The organism is Coleofasciculus sp. E1-EBD-02 (assembly GCF_040218245.1).
In the GTDB taxonomy this organism is placed as follows: Bacteria; Cyanobacteriota; Cyanobacteriia; order Cyanobacteriales; family Coleofasciculaceae; genus Coleofasciculus.
On the sequence record NZ_JAVJQN010000097.1, the window covers coordinates 1 to 16,444 of the forward strand.

Sequence of the window (16,444 nt, forward strand, 5' to 3'; positions counted from 1 at the left end):
CCAGAGAATTTGTCGTTTAACCCGTTGCCGTAATCAGAAGATAGATAATTATCTTCATCGAGCTAGTCGTTATTTAGTCAATCTCTTAGTTGACCAAGATATCACCACTTTAGTCATTGGGAAAAATGACGGTTGGAAACAAGAAGTGAACTTAGGAAAAGTCAACAATCAAAAATTTGTGACTGTTCCTCATGCTCGATTAATTGACATGATTATTTACAAATGTCAATTAGCCGGAATATCTGTGATTCTTCAAGAAGAATCTTATACCTCAGCTTCTAATTTTTTGAATTTAGATCCTCTACCAATTTATGGACAGCTCACGGAAAAACCTGTTTTTTCAGGAAAAAGAATTAAACGAGGTTTATATCGTACAGAGCAGGGGGTTCTTGTTCAATCTGATGTTATAGGTTCCTACAATATTTTGCGAAAAGCATTCCCAAATGCGTTTAACCGCTATGGGATAGAGAGGTGCGTAGTTCATCCAAGGAGAATTAATCTCTCAAAGTAAAAGCGAAGGGAATTTCTGCAATGAAATTCAGTCTGTCTATATTTGACTATACTTTTACCAACTATAACGTCCTCTGGGTACATATCGAAGGATTGGGCGGTTACTTTATTAGTTACCGCAAGCTAGAACAGTGGATTGCCGCTTGTCGTACCCTAATCCGCTTCTGCCCAAACCTGGAAACCCTCAATACCCTTTGGTTACTCATCCAGCAAGAATCTCAACGATACACAAAAGAAGCCTTTTCTCGACTCGAAGCCATCTGGCAACAACGGCAAACGTATTTGCGCGATCGCTATGTCAAAATGAGGAAATCTTGGCACACACGATGAGGACGCTAACCCTGATGTTCAGAATCGGTAAAATACTCACCGCTTTATCACTCTCGCTATTTTTACTCGTGACGGCTTGTGCCGCACCGTCAACCGCTCCCCCACCTTCTAGCCAAGCACCTCAAACTAGCACTCAGCAACCCACTCAGGTTTCCGGTGAACCTTTGGCTGGGGGGCAGTTTAATCAATTCTTCCCCGACGCTAGCGGTGATTATAAGCGAGTGTTTGCCCAAGAGAAAACTGGATTTGCCGAAGCCAAGCTGAAACAGGATGGTAAGGATGTGGCGGTGCTGTCGATTAATGATTTAGCCAATAACCCCAGTGCAGCGAAGAAATTCCAGGATAGTTCTAAAACAATTGCCGGGTATCCTGGTGTGGAACGGGGGAAGACACAAACAGCGATTCTGGTTCGCGATCGCTTCCAAGTCAAAGTCCAATCCCGTGACGACTCTTTTACCCCTAGCGATCGCGAGGCTTGGTTAGAAAAGTTTGATCTGCAAGGATTATCCCAACTCAAATAAAATTGGTCATTCGTCAAAACACTGATTTCCCAGATTTATTGTCCAGATGCGGGTAGGGGATGAAAGCTTAGTTACACTGATTACACAGAAAGGTTAGTTCTCTATGATTGGTCATTGGTCATTGGTCATTGGTCATTGGTCATTGGTCATTGGTCATTGGTCATTGGTCATTGGTCATTGGGAACAAAGTATAGCCTTACTAAGGCAGGTTAGGACATTTTCTACTGTTCCCTGTTCCCTGTTCCCCGTTCCCTGTTGGGATTAACTGATGTCCTAACGTATCCTCGTAGTGCTATAAAGATATCATTGAAACGATTTATAGGAGATTTTACATGAGTAAATCTATTATTGAATTAGTTGATAATTTACCTGAAGGTGGACTAACCGTTTCCGTCTTGAAAGCCTTAGACTTTGTTGCTCCTGGTGATTGGCAAAATGTGGTTGGCTTTGAAAATACCGTGCGCGAGGTTACAGGGGAAGATGATCCGGCATTAATTCAGGATATTAGTGAACGCGCTCTTTGGCTCTATAACGACAAGTCCCAAGGCTATCAACGGGCAATTTGGCTGTTCCAATCTGTTGATAGTGCGGATTTTGCTCTCGGTGCGGCAGCTTTAGCCAATAAAATCGGTGAACGAGTTTCGTTTCTGGGATTTTTAAATCGACTTACGCCCAAAGCTGATACGGCACAAACCATCGATCTGTGTTTAAAAGTTGTGGCAGAATTGGTGGCGTTTTGTCAAATTAACGGCATTCCTGGAGACAGTATCGGGGATTTTGTCAATGCTTTAGCGGACTATAGCGGTGAGTCGATGATCCGAATGGCGGGACTTATCTGTATTGATGGTTTGATTCCCCTGGGTCCTGATTTCATTCAAGTGGCACAATCAACGCTTTCTGGATTAAGTCCCTCGCGCTTAGAGCAAAATTCCAGCTTTCAACAAATCAGCAGTTTAATTCCGGGAAATAGTTCTGAAGGAAAGCTGAACTTTATTGGGGAAAGCTTCGATGCGGTGAAAGGTTGGATGGGTGGCGTAGTCGCGGCGAGAGGGTTAACGCCACAAAAGGTGGTTAATAATCTGCAAGGATTTGTGGAAATTGCGGATGATAAGTTGGATTATCTAGCTGCATTTTTAGACACGTCAACGAATTATTACGAACATACTGGTACTCAAACCGTCGCCCACCGTTTAATTGAACGAGCTGCGGCTGAAATTTGATCAATAAATTCCCCGTTCAATCTATAAAAAGTAGACGGCGAATGAGTAGACGCCGAATGTAATTCACGTCTACACAAACAAAGCCCGCCTGCGCGGACTTTATGTTAGTCTTGATCTCTCCTTGCGGTAACGTTTCAACCCAGCGAATAACACAAGTGCGATCGCACATCCCCCAGCGACTCCAGAAATCAGCAAGGTATCCGCATGACGCACCGCGATCGCACTATACGCCCAGGCAATTACGAGGGGAAAAGCAAGATCCACTCGCTGAATAATCACCGTTGCTGCAATCGCCGCCCCGACAAGTAGGACAATTGCTGTCCACACCGAGGGGTCAATCCCCCAGCCATTCCAGCCAAGGTCATAGAGTACAATTGCCACATTCAGAATCGTGGCTACACTGATCCACGCCAAATAGATACTCACGGGAATGTGAACATACCATTTCTCTTTCCGAGACACCTTGACAGAACCAATACCCAACCGCCAATACACTCGAATCAGTGGCACTAAAATCCCCAGCATCGCCACCAGCGACAGCGCAAACTGGCGATACTGGAACAAAAATACCCAAACAATCTGGGCAACACTCGCCAGCACTAAACCATAACCCATCTGACGCAGATAAGTATTTTGCCGCTGGTTAGGGAGTACCTGATAGATCCCCAGACTAATCAAACCCAGATAAATGATCCCCCATATAGCAAAAGCATAGCTGGCTGGGATAATCTTAATTTCCCCAAAGAGAGTATTGGAGATTTCGCCGATTGTTAGTCCACCAATCGGCGCGATATTTGCCCAGACATTAATACCAAAAGCGGCAAGGATCGCACTCAATGTGAGAACTTGCCGGAGGCGATCTGAGTTTAAATAGGAATTGAGCCGTTTCATAGTCTCACCGAGTTGAAATCTCGGTTATGCTGAAGGTCACTTGAGTTTTTGCTTAATAAATGACACGAGTTGTCCCATTTGTTTTTTCAACCCATCAACTTCTGACTGTAAATGTTCAATTTTTGCATTTAATGCTTGAACTTCGTCTGATGAAACACCAGGAGCTTCACCCGCAGGGGCTTCTTCTTTGGGGGGTGGAGCCATAACGGGGCGTTTTTTCGCCTTCGCCATCGCTTCCTTAATTGCATCAACCAGTTGCTTCTTTTCAAAGGGCTTTTCGACGAAGGCAAAATACTCAAACGGCTCTGGTATCTTCTCGGTTACTTCTTCCTTACGACCTGACATTAATACTAAAGGAATACTCTGGAGAGTAGCGTCACTTTGAATTTGTTGAAAAACATCCCAACCACTCATTTTAGGAAGAAGAAAATCTAACATAATTAGGTTGGGATGCTCCTGACGGATTTGATTAAGACCTTCAATACCATCTTTGGCTTCTAACACTTCAAAGTTACCGGGCGGCAACATTTCTTTAACACGCATCCGGATAACTCTACTGTCATCAATAACTAATATTTTATGGCTTGCCACGACTGACTCCTTTGGAAAGGTAAAAGAAAAACGTCTTCAGCCCAGGTAGACCAGACCCCATAACTCCACTCAGACAGACCTCATAGAGTCTGTTTGCGGGAAAATAACGGATGACCGACCGACACCTGTAACTCTTTTGCTGTTTTGAGATTGAACCCAAAAGCACTCGTTGTCCATGATTCTAGAGTAATCTGCTTGGTTGGTTGAGAGCAAAACTCGGATCAAATCAGAGTCAGAGTAAAATGCTTTACCATTTTTATCGTACAGAGTAACACTGTTGCTGATAGCTCACCACAATTATTATGGATTTGCCGACTCAACCCAATCTGTCTGCTAAAAACCTTTGGCGAGAGGAAATTACTGCTCTACCCAGTTGGTTACGACGCCCCATTGGTAATGCCAGTGATATCTCTACGGTGCAGCGCATTGTGAAACAACGGCAAATTCACACGATCTGTGAAGAGGGGCGCTGTCCCAATCGCGGGGAGTGTTATGCCAACAAAACGGCGACCTTTTTGCTAATGGGTCAAACCTGTACCCGTGCTTGTGCGTTTTGTCAAGTGGATAAGGGTCATGCTCCGATGCCTCTTGATCCCGAAGAACCCCAGAAAATTGCCGAATCGGTTCAGTTGTTGGGATTACGGTATGTGGTACTGACATCCGTAGCGCGAGATGATTTACCCGATCAGGGTGCAGGTTGGTTTGTTGCCACAATGGATGCCATCCGGGGACTGAATCCAGATACTCAGATTGAGGTGCTAACGGCAGATTTTTGGGGCGGGAGAACTCAGGAGAATCAAACGCCAACCGAGTTGCAGCGCCAACGGGTGAAAACGGTGGTTCAGGCGCGTCCGGCTTGTTATAACCACAATATTGAAACCGTCAAGCGATTGCAAGGGCGAGTGCGCCGGGGTGCCCAATATGAGCGATCGCTTGATGTTCTCCGCATCGTTAAAGCCCTTGACCCGACAATTCCCACGAAGTCAGGATTAATGGTAGGACATGGAGAGACGGAAGCTGAGGTAATCGAAGCCATGGAGGATTTACGCCGTGCTGAATGCGATCGCCTCACCCTAGGGCAATATATGCGTCCCTCCCTGGAACACCTGAGAGTGCAACGCTATTGGACACCAGAGGAATTTGAGCGACTGGGTGCGATCGCCAAAGACATGGGTTTCACTCATGTCCGTTCGGGTCCCTTGGTTCGTAGTTCCTATCACGCGGGCGAGTGACCAGAATGAACGGGATTCACTAGGAGGACAAGGGAACAGGGAATAGTGATTGGATTCATCAAGCCTGATCGTGTGTGGTTCGTCCACCGACATTCAACGCTGGATCAAGAGGAACACCAGTTCCATAAGATTCAGTCACTTCCTGGGGGAGGTTGGAAATAACGGCTTCCTCAGTATCTTTATCGTCTACAGGTGTATCCGAAACCAAGTCAGTATCTTCGATGGGTACATCAGAAAGATTTCCGGCTTCTTTTGGGTTGGGTTCGTTGTTTGCTTTAGGAGTCATATCAGCCATAATGTTTCTGTGAATCCTGCGACTATCTATAACTGCAACCTATCTTAGGATTCGAGTAAATCGAATCTGCAAATAGGTTCAACAACCCTAACCTAGCTATCGCTTGAGGTTAGGGATTGCTAGAGACAAATCTAGCAACGCAAGAGTTGAATATCCGCACAGAGTCTAAACCTGGTACAAACTCTTGGATACTTCCCTAGTCCAAGTTATCTTTAAGGCTTTTTGTCGAGCCGCTATTCAGTTAGGACATCTTGGTTTAGATGCGGGAAGGGACTACACACTTTCACTCGTGAGGTTTATCACCATGCTACGAGTACCAGTTCTATCAAAATCAGGCAAACCCTTAATGCCAACAAAAGCTAGTAGAGCTAGACGTTGGTTAAAAGAAGGTAAAGCCAAAATTGCACACAACGACTTAGAATGTTTTGCCATTCAGTTAACCTTTGAAACAGCAGAGGAAACGCAGCCTATAGCTTTGGGCATAGATCCAGGCAAATGCTACTCAGGCATTGGGGTTCAATCAAGTCACGCTACCCTCTGGATGGCTCACCTAGTTCTACCGTTCAAAACAGTTAAAGAGCGGATGGAGTTACGTCGGGTCATGCGTCGAGCAAGACGAGGAAGGCGGATTAACCGAAAGTTACCCTACTCTGAGCGGTGTCATCGTCAAAAGCGGTTTGATAATCGCAAGCAAGCCAAACTACCTCCCTCAATTCGAGCTAACAAACAGCTAGAGTTGCGGGTAGTCAAAGAGCTGTTTAAGTTGTTCCCCGTCAGCGCCATTCATTATGAGTTGGTTATGGCTGACGTAGACAGAACCAGTGGTCGCAAATCGGCTCGGTCTGGCGTTGGCTTCTCTCCAGTCATGGTCGGTCAAAAACAAATGTTGACTTGGTTGTCTAAACTAGCTCCAGTGACAACCCACCAAGGATGGCAAAGGGATGGTAATGGAACTAGCCAACTTAGACAGTGGTTAGGATTAGCCAAAGACAAGAAAAACAAAGCTAATCAGACACCTGCAACCCATGCTGTCGATGGCGTCGCCTTAGCCGCGTTTGAGTTTATCCAATGGCGGGAATGGCACTCGAATAATGCCAAACATGGAAGTTGGTGCGGCGATGTTCAAATCACACCTGCACCATTTGCGATAATCCGTAGACCGCCCGTTAGTCGCAGACAATTACATCTTTGTGTTCCGTCCAAAGGAAACAAACGGCGCAAGTATGGCGGTACAGTTACCCGTCATGGGTTCAGAAAGGGTGACAAGGTTTTAGCCGAAAAAGCCGGGAAGGTATACATCGGTTGGTGTTCTGGAGACACCGAGAAACAGGTTTCAGTTAGCGATGCTAGTTGGAAACGGTTAGGGCAGTTTACTGCCAAAAAAGTTCGGTTGTTGCAGCGAAGTACGGGGTTAATCGTTCGCCGCCAAGCGAAGTCGAAATGTCGCGCCTTCAACTGGATTGTCAACACCTCGGCTCCGCTCGGTGTTGACCCTGAGCGAAGCCGAAGGGTCAAATCTCCCCTTGTTGACTTGTACTGAGCTTGTCGAAGTAAAGGGTCGATTTGACCTCTATCCCTCCCCGCATTGCTTCGCTGAATGTGGGGTCTCACGAGGTATACGATGAAAATTCATCAGTCTCGATCGTGATTGGGTTTTGAGAAAATAGTCTTGACTCAGATACCGGGCGAACGGCACAACGGGTATTAAGCGAGGCGAAACATATATCGAAGCCGACTTGGTTGGCAAATTCGATACAGTGCGATCGGCGCATAAATACCTAGGGCTGTGCCAAGGATAAGGTGCGCGATCGGATTGGTAAACCCGAAAACATATTGGAGGAAAATTCGTAGTGATGCCGAAGCGATTGTATGAGCCACGAATATTTCTAGCGACAAGCTTCCCCACTGTTTCACAAACTCAATTCTATTAAACCGATCCAGGAGAATCGCCAAAGCAACTGAGGCGGTGATGCCAAAGATAGCCACTATAGGCGTCAGTAATTTGACCGCCATCAAATTGAACCCAACCGCTAATCCCACAGCCCAAAATCCAGCAATTGTAACCATGAGCAAAGTTTGGGTTTTCCATTGACTCAACTGTGACATGAATCGACTACTGCCTACTACCGCCCCCAAAGCGAGGTAGATAGCATAGCGGCGGACTGAATATAAAACCCTCCACGAACCCAAGCCAACATCAACAATTTGCGTCAAGTAAAACAAAATCGCCAAAATTAAAAATACTCTGGAAGAAACATTGAATTTGCGGACAATTGCGTAGACCACCATGATGACAAACAAAGTGTAGAGAAACCAATATTGCATCACGGGTTGGTAGATAATTCGCCACAAGTTACCCAAGGAAACTGAATTATTGGTATAACTTGATGCTATAGCCTGAAGGACAGTCTGAAGCACTGACCAGACTAAGTAGGGGTAGGCGATAACTTTGAGCTTACTGACGACAAACTCTCTTAGCGGTTTGGAGGCGGAACGCTCAATAAATAATCCTGAGAGGTAAAAGAATAGTGGCATGTGAAAGGAATAAATCCACTGATCAATCGAGACAACTATTGTTGAAGTCTCAAGGATTGAGCTATTAACTAAACCTCGGAGCGTATGACCAAAAACGACTAAAAATATTCCGATCCCCTTGGCATAATCAACCCATTGCACCCGCTGTTTAGTCGCTAATGGAGTTTGGATTTGTCTAGAGTTATTAGCCATCAGCCAATCCTCAACTCAGGGTGCATATAGCAATTCCCGGTTCGATGTGATACATCGTTAAGGGCGCAAGCTTTGCGCCCCTACATTGACCCTTCATTTAGATGTACCTCACAGGCTGAGAAAGCGCTATATCTATGGGAATGTTTAATTATACTGAAAATAAAACATTTTGGAATTTAGGTTAGATTTTAACAGATTTAAACAGATGGTTAATCAGGAACGAAGAGTGATACCCAATCCGGGTAACGCTACCCCGTTATAACCCAGTCCGCGCAGGCGGACTTTGTTTGTGTAGCAGCGATTTCAATCGCCTCCTCTTGCTCAACAATCAACGTTCTTAACTTTGGATTTTAAGCGCATAGTCCCGGAACCGATCCAAATCGGCTTGAATCGTAGACTCGACAATTCGACCTAAAAACAAACCATCCATCAACTTACCCAAAATACCGGGAATATCGTAAGCCACTGTAAGTTTAACAACACTACTACCGTGGCGATCATAAAAGCGTACTGCACCCCGATTCGGTAAACCATCAACAGATTCCCACTGAATAATCTGATGGGGGACTAATTTCAGAATGCGAGAGATCCAGCTAAATTCAAAGCCACTGCTGGCGAGTTTCCAACGGGATAAATCTGGATTATCTTCTAATACTTGTACCGAGTCAATCCACTTCATCCAGCGAGGCATTTGTTCTAAATCAGACCAGAGGCTCCAAACAGTTTCCATTGGCACCTCGACTTCAACTTGTACACTGTGTTCTAGCCAGTCAGAGTTATTTGTCATTTGTCATTCGTCATTTGTCATTTGTCATTTGTCATTCGTCATTTGTCATTTGTCATTTGTCATTTGTCATTCGTCATTTGTCATTTGTCATTCGTCATTTGTCAGGGAATAGGAAACAGGGAACAAGTAATTCAAATTCATAATTCATAGCAAGTTGTAGATCATAATAGTAGTTTCTCTCCCCCTGCTTCCCCTGCAAGGGCGGGTTTAGTCACGTTATCGGTTGCTTCCAGAATGTTATCAGTAAAACCCGCCCCTACACCCCTGCTTCCCCGGTTCTTAGATATCTTTTAAGTCGTGGTAACGAGGGTTGGTTCTACAGGTTGTTGTGCATGTTCTAGAATCGCTTTAGCCGCACGCCGTCCGGATAGAGTCGCGCCTTCCATACTATCGATGTAATCTTGTTGGGTGTAGCTCCCTGCCAAGAAGAAGTTGCTCACTGAGGTTTTTTGGTTAGGGCGATAAGGGTCCATGCCCGGAGCTTCTCGGTAAAGCGATTGAGCTAATTTAACCACACTGTACCAGGTCATGTTCAATTCTCGCGAAGACGGGAAGAGTTCATGGACTTGCTGGAGGACATGGTGGGCGATGGATTCATTATTTTGCCGGATAAATGGATCACCGGGCGTTAGCACTAATTGCAACAATGACCCTTGTCCTTCTTTGTAATAGTCACCGGGACTGGTTAAGGCTAAGTCAGCAAAGCAGGAAAAATCTGCATCGGGAGTATAGAGGAGATTATCCATCCCCGTCGCTTGTGCCAGTTGCTTCCTTTTTTGAGGATCGTGGAGTTCTGTCACCCAACCATCAAACCGCAGTTGTACGGTGGCGACAGGTACGGTGTCTAGCTTGTAGAGATTGTCAAACTCTGACCATTTGCGCCATGATTCTGGTAACAGACGCTGCACTCCTGGCACATCGGCGGCGCAAACGTAAGCATCGGCGGTAATGGTTTCTTCGCTTTCACCTTGGGCGATGACTAAACCTGTCACGTTAGCTGAGTCTCCTGTCTCGGTGTAGAGGATTTCTCTCACCCGTCGCCGGGTATAAATTTTTGCTCCTCGCGCTTCTAGGTAATTGATAATCGGTTGATGTAAGTATTCATTAGGCGAACCTTCCAGCATCCTGAGAACAGAGGCTTCTGTTTTTGCAGCAAAGAACTGGAAGATTGTCAACATGCAACGGGCAGAGATATTCTCTGTATCGATAAAACCGAGGGCGTAGGCGATGGGATTCCACATCCGCTTTAAGCTGCCGTTAGACCCCCCATGCTTGCGGAACCAGTCGGCAAAGCTGATTTTATCTAAGTCGCGAATCGTTTGCATTGCCCCGTTAAAGTCTACCAACCCGCGTACTAGGGGACTGGTTCCGAGTGCGATCGCGTTTTGTAGCTTATCCTGGGGTGATAGCTGGGAGGTGGTAAAAAAGGCTTTGAGTCCATTAAACGGCGCTCCGGTGATAAAGCGAAAGTCTAGCGCCCCCGTGCGCCCACCCCGATTAATAAAGGTATGGGTATGTTCCTTGAGACGTAGGTTCTCCAATGCCCCTACCTTCTGCATCAAGTCAAACAAGTTGTAGTAGCAGCCAAAAAAGACGTGCAACCCCATCTCGATGTGATTGCCCTCGGCATCTACCCAACTGCCAACTTTGCCGCCCACGAATGGACGGGATTCAAAGATTTCGACTTCATGTCCGGCATCGACTAATTCTACAGCCGTCGCCATTCCGGCAAGTCCTGCCCCAACGATCGCAACGCGCATCGTAGCCCTTCCTTTTCGGTTTTCTTTACAGATTGTAATAGAATTTGGGTTCCAGATGCAGCTTATTGGTTTGCGATCGCCGTTGATCCCAGTTTTGTTTGCGGGGATGAAATCTTGATAAAGTTGGCTAAACCGACTTGCTGATGTCAGCCAATAGGAATTAGAATGTACACAGTGTCTTACATGTTATACATTACGTATTACAGGCTTACCAGTCTACAAAAATTGGGTAACGCGAATATCTCGCCAAAGAGAAAGCAGGCAAGGTTACTCAATCAGAACATCAGGGTTGCTAATCAAAGGTAAAACACCAGTCAAAGTCCTTCTACTGAGTTAAGGTCTTAGACGTGAGCCTAATCCTAACCAAGCCGACAGGCAATAGCAGTTTTCATGTCACTGTTTTTGCTCAATCATTCTTAATGCAACTCAAATGTGTTTGAACAACAAAGAACTTAAAAGAGAGGAAGAGAAAGTATTACTATCTTCCCTAGCGGTTGAAGTCGATACTATTTTTTTGAAGCTTCGTAAAGCGGATCAAGTCATTCGCCATGAACTGAGTTTACTCGATCATCCCAACATTCAAGCATTTGAGAAGAGTCAGGTTGAGCCAATCAATGTAGACCAATTAAAAAAAATTATTTATAAAATCCCGCCTCAACATTTATTGGTGGATGAGTATGTTCTCTACATGCTTGACAGCAAGACAACGAGCATATTCGGTTTAGTTGAAGATTATAATCATTCCCTGGAACGTCGCAAGAAACTGCAACACAGCAATAATCCGAGTGATCTAAAGAATGTTGATGAAAATTTAGCCTATGCGATTCGTCGTTTGGGGGCGATGATCTATCATTTAAATATTCACTTAAATTTGCTAACCGTCTTGTTAGTTAAAGCCCCGGTTTTGACCGAGCATCAGCAAATAACTATTAACGAAAGCAAAGATAAGTTAGAAAAAAAGCTGCTAGATGACTGGGATAAATGGCACGACAATGTTCGGTTTCTAGAAATCACCATTGATGAGCCTTATGCGATTGTAACGTGGGCGATGGAAGAGCTTGGTGGAGATGCCATTCTCCAGCATGAGCAAGGCAATTGGCAATTGATGACGATTAGCACAAGCCGATTCGATGCTAAAGCCTTTGAACCTGTAAATATTTCCTCGGATGCAGCTCAACGCCTGCTCAAGCGTCATTACCAGAAACTGGGATATTAATTAGGGCTGGCTGCACAACTCCAAAACCCTTAGCCATCAATACTTTGATGTGTGTTAACAGTTACTTGTTTTTCAGGAAATCTGGTAGCATCCTTCACGCATCATGGCATCACCGAACCCGGAACAATGCACCATTACTCCACCAGCTTCCTCTGCTCCCACATTTCTCAAAAGTTTTGCTATCTTAGTCGTCGAAACCTTTGCCTGGAGTAGGTTTCGAGCATTTTTGACCGACCCGAAATTTTGACAGAGTGTAGAAAGCCTTATTCTACGGTTAATCCAGGTTGTATGAGCCTTTGGGCAATTGTGGTGAGACCCCCTCACCACAACACTTATTCAGCAGCCCCTAATTACTTGGGAAGTATGTCAGGGCAAGCACAAAACGTTCTTGTCGGTTGGGTAGAGCGATCGTGAAATCCAAAGGCTCTCATCGGAGTTGAGTTACCATTCGAGGAGGCTCCGCCTACGTACTTGAACCCAAAGAGAACATGGAGCGTGAAAGCAGATAATATCTGAGCTAACCTACCACTCGGAAGATGCTCCATCTATGTGACGGTATCAACGCCTGAAAGAATATGACAGTCCGTGTTTCAATTGAAAGAAGATGAATTTATCGGACTTCTAATGAACTCAAGACCACTATCCCGAAATCTCTTAACAACACTGATTGTTGTTGTGATAACATTGGCTGGATTGTACTGGTGGTTCCAATCACGCTCCACTCCCAAAAAATCAGAACTTCCTGATTCAGAGACAACTGAAGCCTCCGAAATTTGGCGAAATGTTCAGCTTGAACAGACGATCTCAGACGCCGTTAGTCGAACAAAGTGGATCACCGCGTTGGTCATTAGCCCTGATGGGACACATTTGATTAGTGGCGCTGATGACCAGACGGTAAAAATTTGGGAGTTAGAAACGGGCAGACTGATTCGGACTCTGCGAGGACATTCAGATGCAATTTCTTCAGTTGCGATTAGTCCTGATGGAAAAAGAATTGCCAGTAGTTCCGATGATAAAACCGTTAAGTTGTGGGACTTTGAGACAGGGAATTTACTGCAAACTTTTGAGGAATTTATGCTAAATTCTAGTGAGGCTAAACCCGATTCTAGTGAGGTTGAACCAGACTCCAGTAAGGCTAAACCCGATTCCAGTGAGGTTAAATTAGTTGCATTCCCTGACAACCAAACCTTAATTGCTGTTGGTCATCGACAAAACCCTGATAATGATGAACAGACCATAAAAACAATAGAACGTTGGATTATTGAAAAAGAGTATAAACGCCTTGATCCCCTTACAGGGGGATTAGGAAAAGTCCGTGCAGCCGCCTTCGATTTAAAAGAGCAACTTGTTGCAATTGCCAGTGAGGAATCTAACCGCGTTGATTTATGGCACTTAGGGAGTAACAAAAAGTTGACTAGCCTAAGAGGAAGGTTTCCAGATGTTCAAGAAATTGCCTTTGGTGCTAATGATGATGGACAATGGCTTGCCATTAGCGGAAATTACACAGCGGTTGAACTTTGGCATCTGACAATTAAAAAGCCAAATGATTTACAGCGCTTTTTGAGAATAAAAGAATCAATAAATTCTCAAGAGAAGGTTCAAATTATTTCTGCGGCAACAGGTATCATTGATTCTCTGGCGTTTAGCCCTGATGGACAGACACTATTTGCTGGATCTAGGGATCGAAGCGTAAAGATTTGGAATATCAGCAATGGTGATTTAATTCGTATTCTTAAAGGAAATTCGTCCTGGGTTGAAGAAATCGCTATCAGTTCTGACGGTAAAACTCTTGTAACTGGTAGTACTTTGGGTGAAATTAAAACTTGGCAACCTTCATCTAAAGGCTTAACAGTTAGCCAAGAGGTAGCTGAAAATGTGAGAAAGCTCAGAAGTTCTCGCCAGTGCCGACAGTGTAACTTAAATGGTGCAGATCTAAGAAACTATTCTCTAGGTGAGGTTGATTTACAGTGGGCAAATCTTAGTGAAGCTCTTTTGAATGGTGTAGATTTAAATCGTGCGAATCTACAAGATGCTATTTTGTTTAAAGCCGATCTCCAAGATGCTAATTTGTCAGATACAAACCTTTCAGGCGCTAACTTGGAAAAAGCAAACCTTTCAGATGCAAATCTAGAAGGAGCAAATTTTGGAGGAACTAACTTGAAAGATGCTAAATTAAAGGGGACAATCATGTCTGAGACTAAGGTTGAAAATAAAGTTAATTCTCCAGAGGAATCTTCATATGAGTAATGATATGATGACCCGTAATGAATCATCAGTAATAGAAGTTGCATCAATACACTGAGTCTGTTACACCAATCGAATTCTACGAATGTTTTTCCACAGAGCTTGATACTGCTGACTTGTACTGTTAGGTAGAAGATGCAGGAATTCACTGTTATTGAAAACAAAGGATTCGGGTAAGAGTACCGAACTCTGTCGCAGTGAGTCAGGTAACGTAGCCGGATTTAGGGTAACCAGTATTGGTGAAGCCGCATGACTTAATAACGAAATGTCGATCGCGGATTGTTGTCGCCAGCAAAAATCAATCCATTGCTGAGTTAATGATTGGGACGTTTCTGGTTCTGGCGATTCAGCAGCCGTCTTCTTCACAGCAGGTTGTACCCACACATCTGCCCAAAGAGAGGTTCCTGAACGAGGAATGACAGCTTGAATTTGGCGATCGCGTCCGCGCAGGGATAGGATATCGGTAGACCAACCTACGGCTAACCAGGTATCGCCTAACACTAAGGGTTCTAGATAGTGATCTGAACTGTAGAGTTTAACCTGTTTATGCAGGTCTAAGAGTTCAGTTTTCAGATTGGGGACTTGACTCAAGTTTGCGGTATTATAGGAAAATCCTAATTTTTTCAAGGTCAACCCAATCACCTCTCGCGGACTATCAAGTAACGAAATGCGATCGCGTAATTCTGGACGCCATAAGTCACTCCAATCTGTCGGTGTCCACCCTAATTCCTCAAACTTATCCCGGCGATAGGCAATTACTACTGTCCCCCAGCGATAGGGTGCGCCCCAGATTAATCCCGATTCATCCAGTTGTCCTTGGCGATTGCGTCTGACAATCCCTTGCCAACGCGGGGGTAGCTGTTCCCATCCTGGTAATGTTGACAGTTGTAGCGGTTGAATCAGTTGCTGCTGAATCGCAGATTCTAACCAATAATCGCCCAACGTCACTAAATTAGCGATCGCGGGAGGTTTGCGACTAATCAGAGGAAGGGAAAACCCAGGCGAGGATTCTGGGTTTTCTGATTGTCGTTTCCACACCCGAAGGTTCTGGTATATATCCTTAAGCTGGGCTTGTGGGTCAAACTTGAGCCTCACGGGTGACTCCAGGGTTCGGCGAAATTCAGCCAATAACTGAACCGGAATTGAATTTTGCAACAGTCCTACATTTAAAGCCGTTGACTGTCTATTGCCACACCCAGACGCCAATTGCCCCAGTGCTAGGGCGCTAGCGCCCATGAGAAAGGAGCGTCGTTTCATCCCAAAAATCTGGTGAATTGAGTAAAAATACTACGTTGTATACGCTTGCTCCCAACAAACTAACACAATTTTGGTGTTCTGTGAGACTGACAGCCAAAGAATCCATCTGCTATACAAGTGACCAGTGTTCCGTAACTCGTTGAGTAAATCTGGGAACTTATCCAGAGTTCGGACTGAGTTGAAGGCACAATTGTAAATAAAATATTAAATATTTAGATTCGGTGACATTGAAGGAAGACACAGCGAAAATCTAGGAAAAAAAGGTGATTAAAGCCCAAGATAAATAATTTTGAGGGTTGACTTAATGGTTGAAACTTATGCGCTGTGAACAATCAGCCGGATATAGGGATATGAATTGTCTCAAATAGTTAAATGAATCCGCAGGAAGGTAGCTTTTGAGTGTAAATTGACTAGCATGAAATAGAACTCGCTATGGAAATTGGTAATCAGATGGATACAGTTCAACAACAAATCAACGCCCTAAATTATAAAGTTGATGCCATATACCAAAGTATTGAGCAACTCAACAACAAGGTATCCCAGTGTCTCCCTGAAGTCCCACCGATGTCAACTGTAGACTCTGAGCTACAGGCATCAACCGCAAAGGTTAATGACATCCCCGTCTATGCGAATCCCCAACTGCTGGACTCTGGGATGGAACATAAAGATATCCTGATCGAGGATAACGGTGAAGTCGCTCAATTTCATACGAATCACAACGGAAATCATAATTCAGAGAATTTCCTGTCTGCTGATGTGCAAGTGCAACGTCTCACCGCCCAATTGACCGCCGCTTACAATCGCATTGCGGCTTTAGAAGAACAGCTTCTCGCCCGCCGTATTCACTCTTGATCATCAATCCG

General features: G+C 44.8%; 18 protein-coding genes. 11 read left to right on the forward strand and 7 right to left on the reverse strand.

The features are described from left to right. The 5 genes from RIC07_RS15750 to RIC07_RS15770 all read left to right on the forward strand — a co-directional run. The coding region (locus RIC07_RS15750) for an IS200/IS605 family accessory protein TnpB-related protein (RefSeq protein ID WP_446395358.1) at positions 1–511 on the forward strand (511 nt) is incomplete at its 5' end. Between the two features lie 20 nt (positions 512–531). After that, positions 532–840 (forward strand): hypothetical protein, encoded by a 309-nt coding sequence (locus tag RIC07_RS15755; protein WP_446395359.1) that lies wholly within the window; start codon positions 532–534, stop codon positions 838–840. A gap of 11 nt (positions 841–851) precedes the next feature. Continuing rightward, positions 852–1,361: a hypothetical protein gene (locus RIC07_RS15760; RefSeq protein WP_446395405.1), complete on the forward strand. Its 510-nt coding sequence runs from the start codon at positions 852–854 to the stop codon at positions 1,359–1,361. A gap of 103 nt (positions 1,362–1,464) precedes the next feature. Further along, positions 1,465–1,626, forward strand: a complete 162-nt coding sequence (locus RIC07_RS15765) for a hypothetical protein (RefSeq protein WP_446395360.1) — start codon at positions 1,465–1,467, stop codon at positions 1,624–1,626. Positions 1,627–1,693: 67 nt separating this feature from the next. Further along, positions 1,694–2,581: a hypothetical protein gene (locus tag RIC07_RS15770; RefSeq protein WP_446395361.1), complete on the forward strand. Its 888-nt coding sequence runs from the start codon at positions 1,694–1,696 to the stop codon at positions 2,579–2,581. Between the two features lie 99 nt (positions 2,582–2,680). On the opposite strand, the gene RIC07_RS15775 is transcribed toward RIC07_RS15770, so the two are convergent. After that, positions 2,681–3,472, reverse strand: coding sequence for a tryptophan-rich sensory protein (locus RIC07_RS15775; RefSeq protein WP_446395362.1), 792 nt, complete (start codon positions 3,470–3,472; stop codon positions 2,681–2,683). A 36-nt stretch (positions 3,473–3,508) separates the two neighbouring features. Next, positions 3,509–4,063, reverse strand: a complete 555-nt coding sequence (locus tag RIC07_RS15780) for a response regulator (protein WP_446395363.1) — start codon at positions 4,061–4,063, stop codon at positions 3,509–3,511. A gap of 302 nt (positions 4,064–4,365) precedes the next feature. Between RIC07_RS15780 and lipA the strand changes: the two genes are divergently transcribed. Next, entirely contained in the window at positions 4,366–5,295 is a 930-nt protein-coding gene (gene lipA / locus RIC07_RS15785) for a lipoyl synthase (RefSeq protein ID WP_446395364.1), read from the forward strand. A gap of 58 nt (positions 5,296–5,353) precedes the next feature. Here lipA and RIC07_RS15790 read toward each other — a convergent pair whose 3' ends face one another. Then, positions 5,354–5,590, reverse strand: a complete 237-nt coding sequence (locus RIC07_RS15790; protein ID WP_446395365.1) for a hypothetical protein — start codon at positions 5,588–5,590, stop codon at positions 5,354–5,356. A gap of 304 nt (positions 5,591–5,894) precedes the next feature. Between RIC07_RS15790 and RIC07_RS15795 the strand changes: the two genes are divergently transcribed. Then, the gene (locus RIC07_RS15795; protein WP_446395366.1) at positions 5,895–7,130 is read left to right on the forward strand and encodes an RRXRR domain-containing protein; all 1,236 of its coding nucleotides are present in this window, start codon (positions 5,895–5,897) and stop codon (positions 7,128–7,130) included. Positions 7,131–7,294: 164 nt separating this feature from the next. Here RIC07_RS15795 and RIC07_RS15800 read toward each other — a convergent pair whose 3' ends face one another. The 3 genes from RIC07_RS15800 to zds form a co-directional block, all read right to left on the reverse strand. After that, on the reverse strand, positions 7,295–8,317 hold the full coding sequence (locus RIC07_RS15800; protein ID WP_446395367.1) for an acyltransferase family protein: 1,023 nt from the start codon (positions 8,315–8,317) through the stop codon (positions 7,295–7,297). 337 nt (positions 8,318–8,654) lie between these two features. After that, complete coding sequence (locus RIC07_RS15805) at positions 8,655–9,104, reverse strand: SRPBCC family protein (RefSeq protein ID WP_044207922.1); 450 nt, start codon at positions 9,102–9,104, stop codon at positions 8,655–8,657. Positions 9,105–9,394: 290 nt separating this feature from the next. Further along, positions 9,395–10,864: a 9,9'-di-cis-zeta-carotene desaturase gene (zds, locus tag RIC07_RS15810; RefSeq protein ID WP_446395368.1), complete on the reverse strand. Its 1,470-nt coding sequence runs from the start codon at positions 10,862–10,864 to the stop codon at positions 9,395–9,397. A 430-nt stretch (positions 10,865–11,294) separates the two neighbouring features. Between zds and RIC07_RS15815 the strand changes: the two genes are divergently transcribed. The 3 genes from RIC07_RS15815 (at position 11,295) to RIC07_RS15825 (ending at position 14,327) form a co-directional block, all read left to right on the forward strand. Then, positions 11,295–12,080: a hypothetical protein gene (locus RIC07_RS15815; RefSeq protein ID WP_446395369.1), complete on the forward strand. Its 786-nt coding sequence runs from the start codon at positions 11,295–11,297 to the stop codon at positions 12,078–12,080. A 103-nt stretch (positions 12,081–12,183) separates the two neighbouring features. Next, positions 12,184–12,327, forward strand: a complete 144-nt coding sequence (locus tag RIC07_RS15820; RefSeq protein WP_446380738.1) for a hypothetical protein — start codon at positions 12,184–12,186, stop codon at positions 12,325–12,327. A 338-nt stretch (positions 12,328–12,665) separates the two neighbouring features. Next, positions 12,666–14,327: a pentapeptide repeat-containing protein gene (locus RIC07_RS15825; RefSeq protein WP_446395370.1), complete on the forward strand. Its 1,662-nt coding sequence runs from the start codon at positions 12,666–12,668 to the stop codon at positions 14,325–14,327. A gap of 60 nt (positions 14,328–14,387) precedes the next feature. Here RIC07_RS15825 and RIC07_RS15830 read toward each other — a convergent pair whose 3' ends face one another. Continuing rightward, positions 14,388–15,581, reverse strand: a complete 1,194-nt coding sequence (locus RIC07_RS15830) for an extracellular solute-binding protein (RefSeq protein WP_446395371.1) — start codon at positions 15,579–15,581, stop codon at positions 14,388–14,390. Positions 15,582–16,013: 432 nt separating this feature from the next. Between RIC07_RS15830 and RIC07_RS15835 the strand changes: the two genes are divergently transcribed. Next, complete coding sequence (locus RIC07_RS15835) at positions 16,014–16,433, forward strand: hypothetical protein (RefSeq protein WP_446380741.1); 420 nt, start codon at positions 16,014–16,016, stop codon at positions 16,431–16,433. The last annotated feature ends 11 nt before the right edge of the window (positions 16,434–16,444 follow it).

Bases quoted from the DNA above. Each gene is read 5' to 3' on its own strand.
- RIC07_RS15795 (WP_446395366.1), top strand. From the start codon at position 5,895: ATGCTACGAGTACCAGTTCTATCAAAATCAGGCAAACCCTTAATGCCA.
- RIC07_RS15770 (WP_446395361.1), top strand. From the start codon at position 1,694: ATGAGTAAATCTATTATTGAATTAGTTGATAATTTACCTGAAGGTGGA.
- RIC07_RS15800 (WP_446395367.1), bottom strand. From the start codon at position 8,317: ATGGCTAATAACTCTAGACAAATCCAAACTCCATTAGCGACTAAACAG.
- RIC07_RS15790 (WP_446395365.1), bottom strand. From the start codon at position 5,590: ATGGCTGATATGACTCCTAAAGCAAACAACGAACCCAACCCAAAAGAA.
- RIC07_RS15755 (WP_446395359.1), top strand. From the start codon at position 532: ATGAAATTCAGTCTGTCTATATTTGACTATACTTTTACCAACTATAAC.
- RIC07_RS15805 (WP_044207922.1), bottom strand. From the start codon at position 9,104: ATGACAAATAACTCTGACTGGCTAGAACACAGTGTACAAGTTGAAGTC.
- RIC07_RS15830 (WP_446395371.1), bottom strand. From the start codon at position 15,581: ATGAAACGACGCTCCTTTCTCATGGGCGCTAGCGCCCTAGCACTGGGG.
- RIC07_RS15815 (WP_446395369.1), top strand. From the start codon at position 11,295: ATGTGTTTGAACAACAAAGAACTTAAAAGAGAGGAAGAGAAAGTATTA.
- RIC07_RS15835 (WP_446380741.1), top strand. From the start codon at position 16,014: ATGGAAATTGGTAATCAGATGGATACAGTTCAACAACAAATCAACGCC.
- RIC07_RS15775 (WP_446395362.1), bottom strand. From the start codon at position 3,472: ATGAAACGGCTCAATTCCTATTTAAACTCAGATCGCCTCCGGCAAGTT.
- RIC07_RS15820 (WP_446380738.1), top strand. From the start codon at position 12,184: ATGGCATCACCGAACCCGGAACAATGCACCATTACTCCACCAGCTTCC.
- lipA (WP_446395364.1), top strand. From the start codon at position 4,366: ATGGATTTGCCGACTCAACCCAATCTGTCTGCTAAAAACCTTTGGCGA.
- zds (WP_446395368.1), bottom strand. From the start codon at position 10,864: ATGCGCGTTGCGATCGTTGGGGCAGGACTTGCCGGAATGGCGACGGCT.
- RIC07_RS15765 (WP_446395360.1), top strand. From the start codon at position 1,465: ATGATTGGTCATTGGTCATTGGTCATTGGTCATTGGTCATTGGTCATT.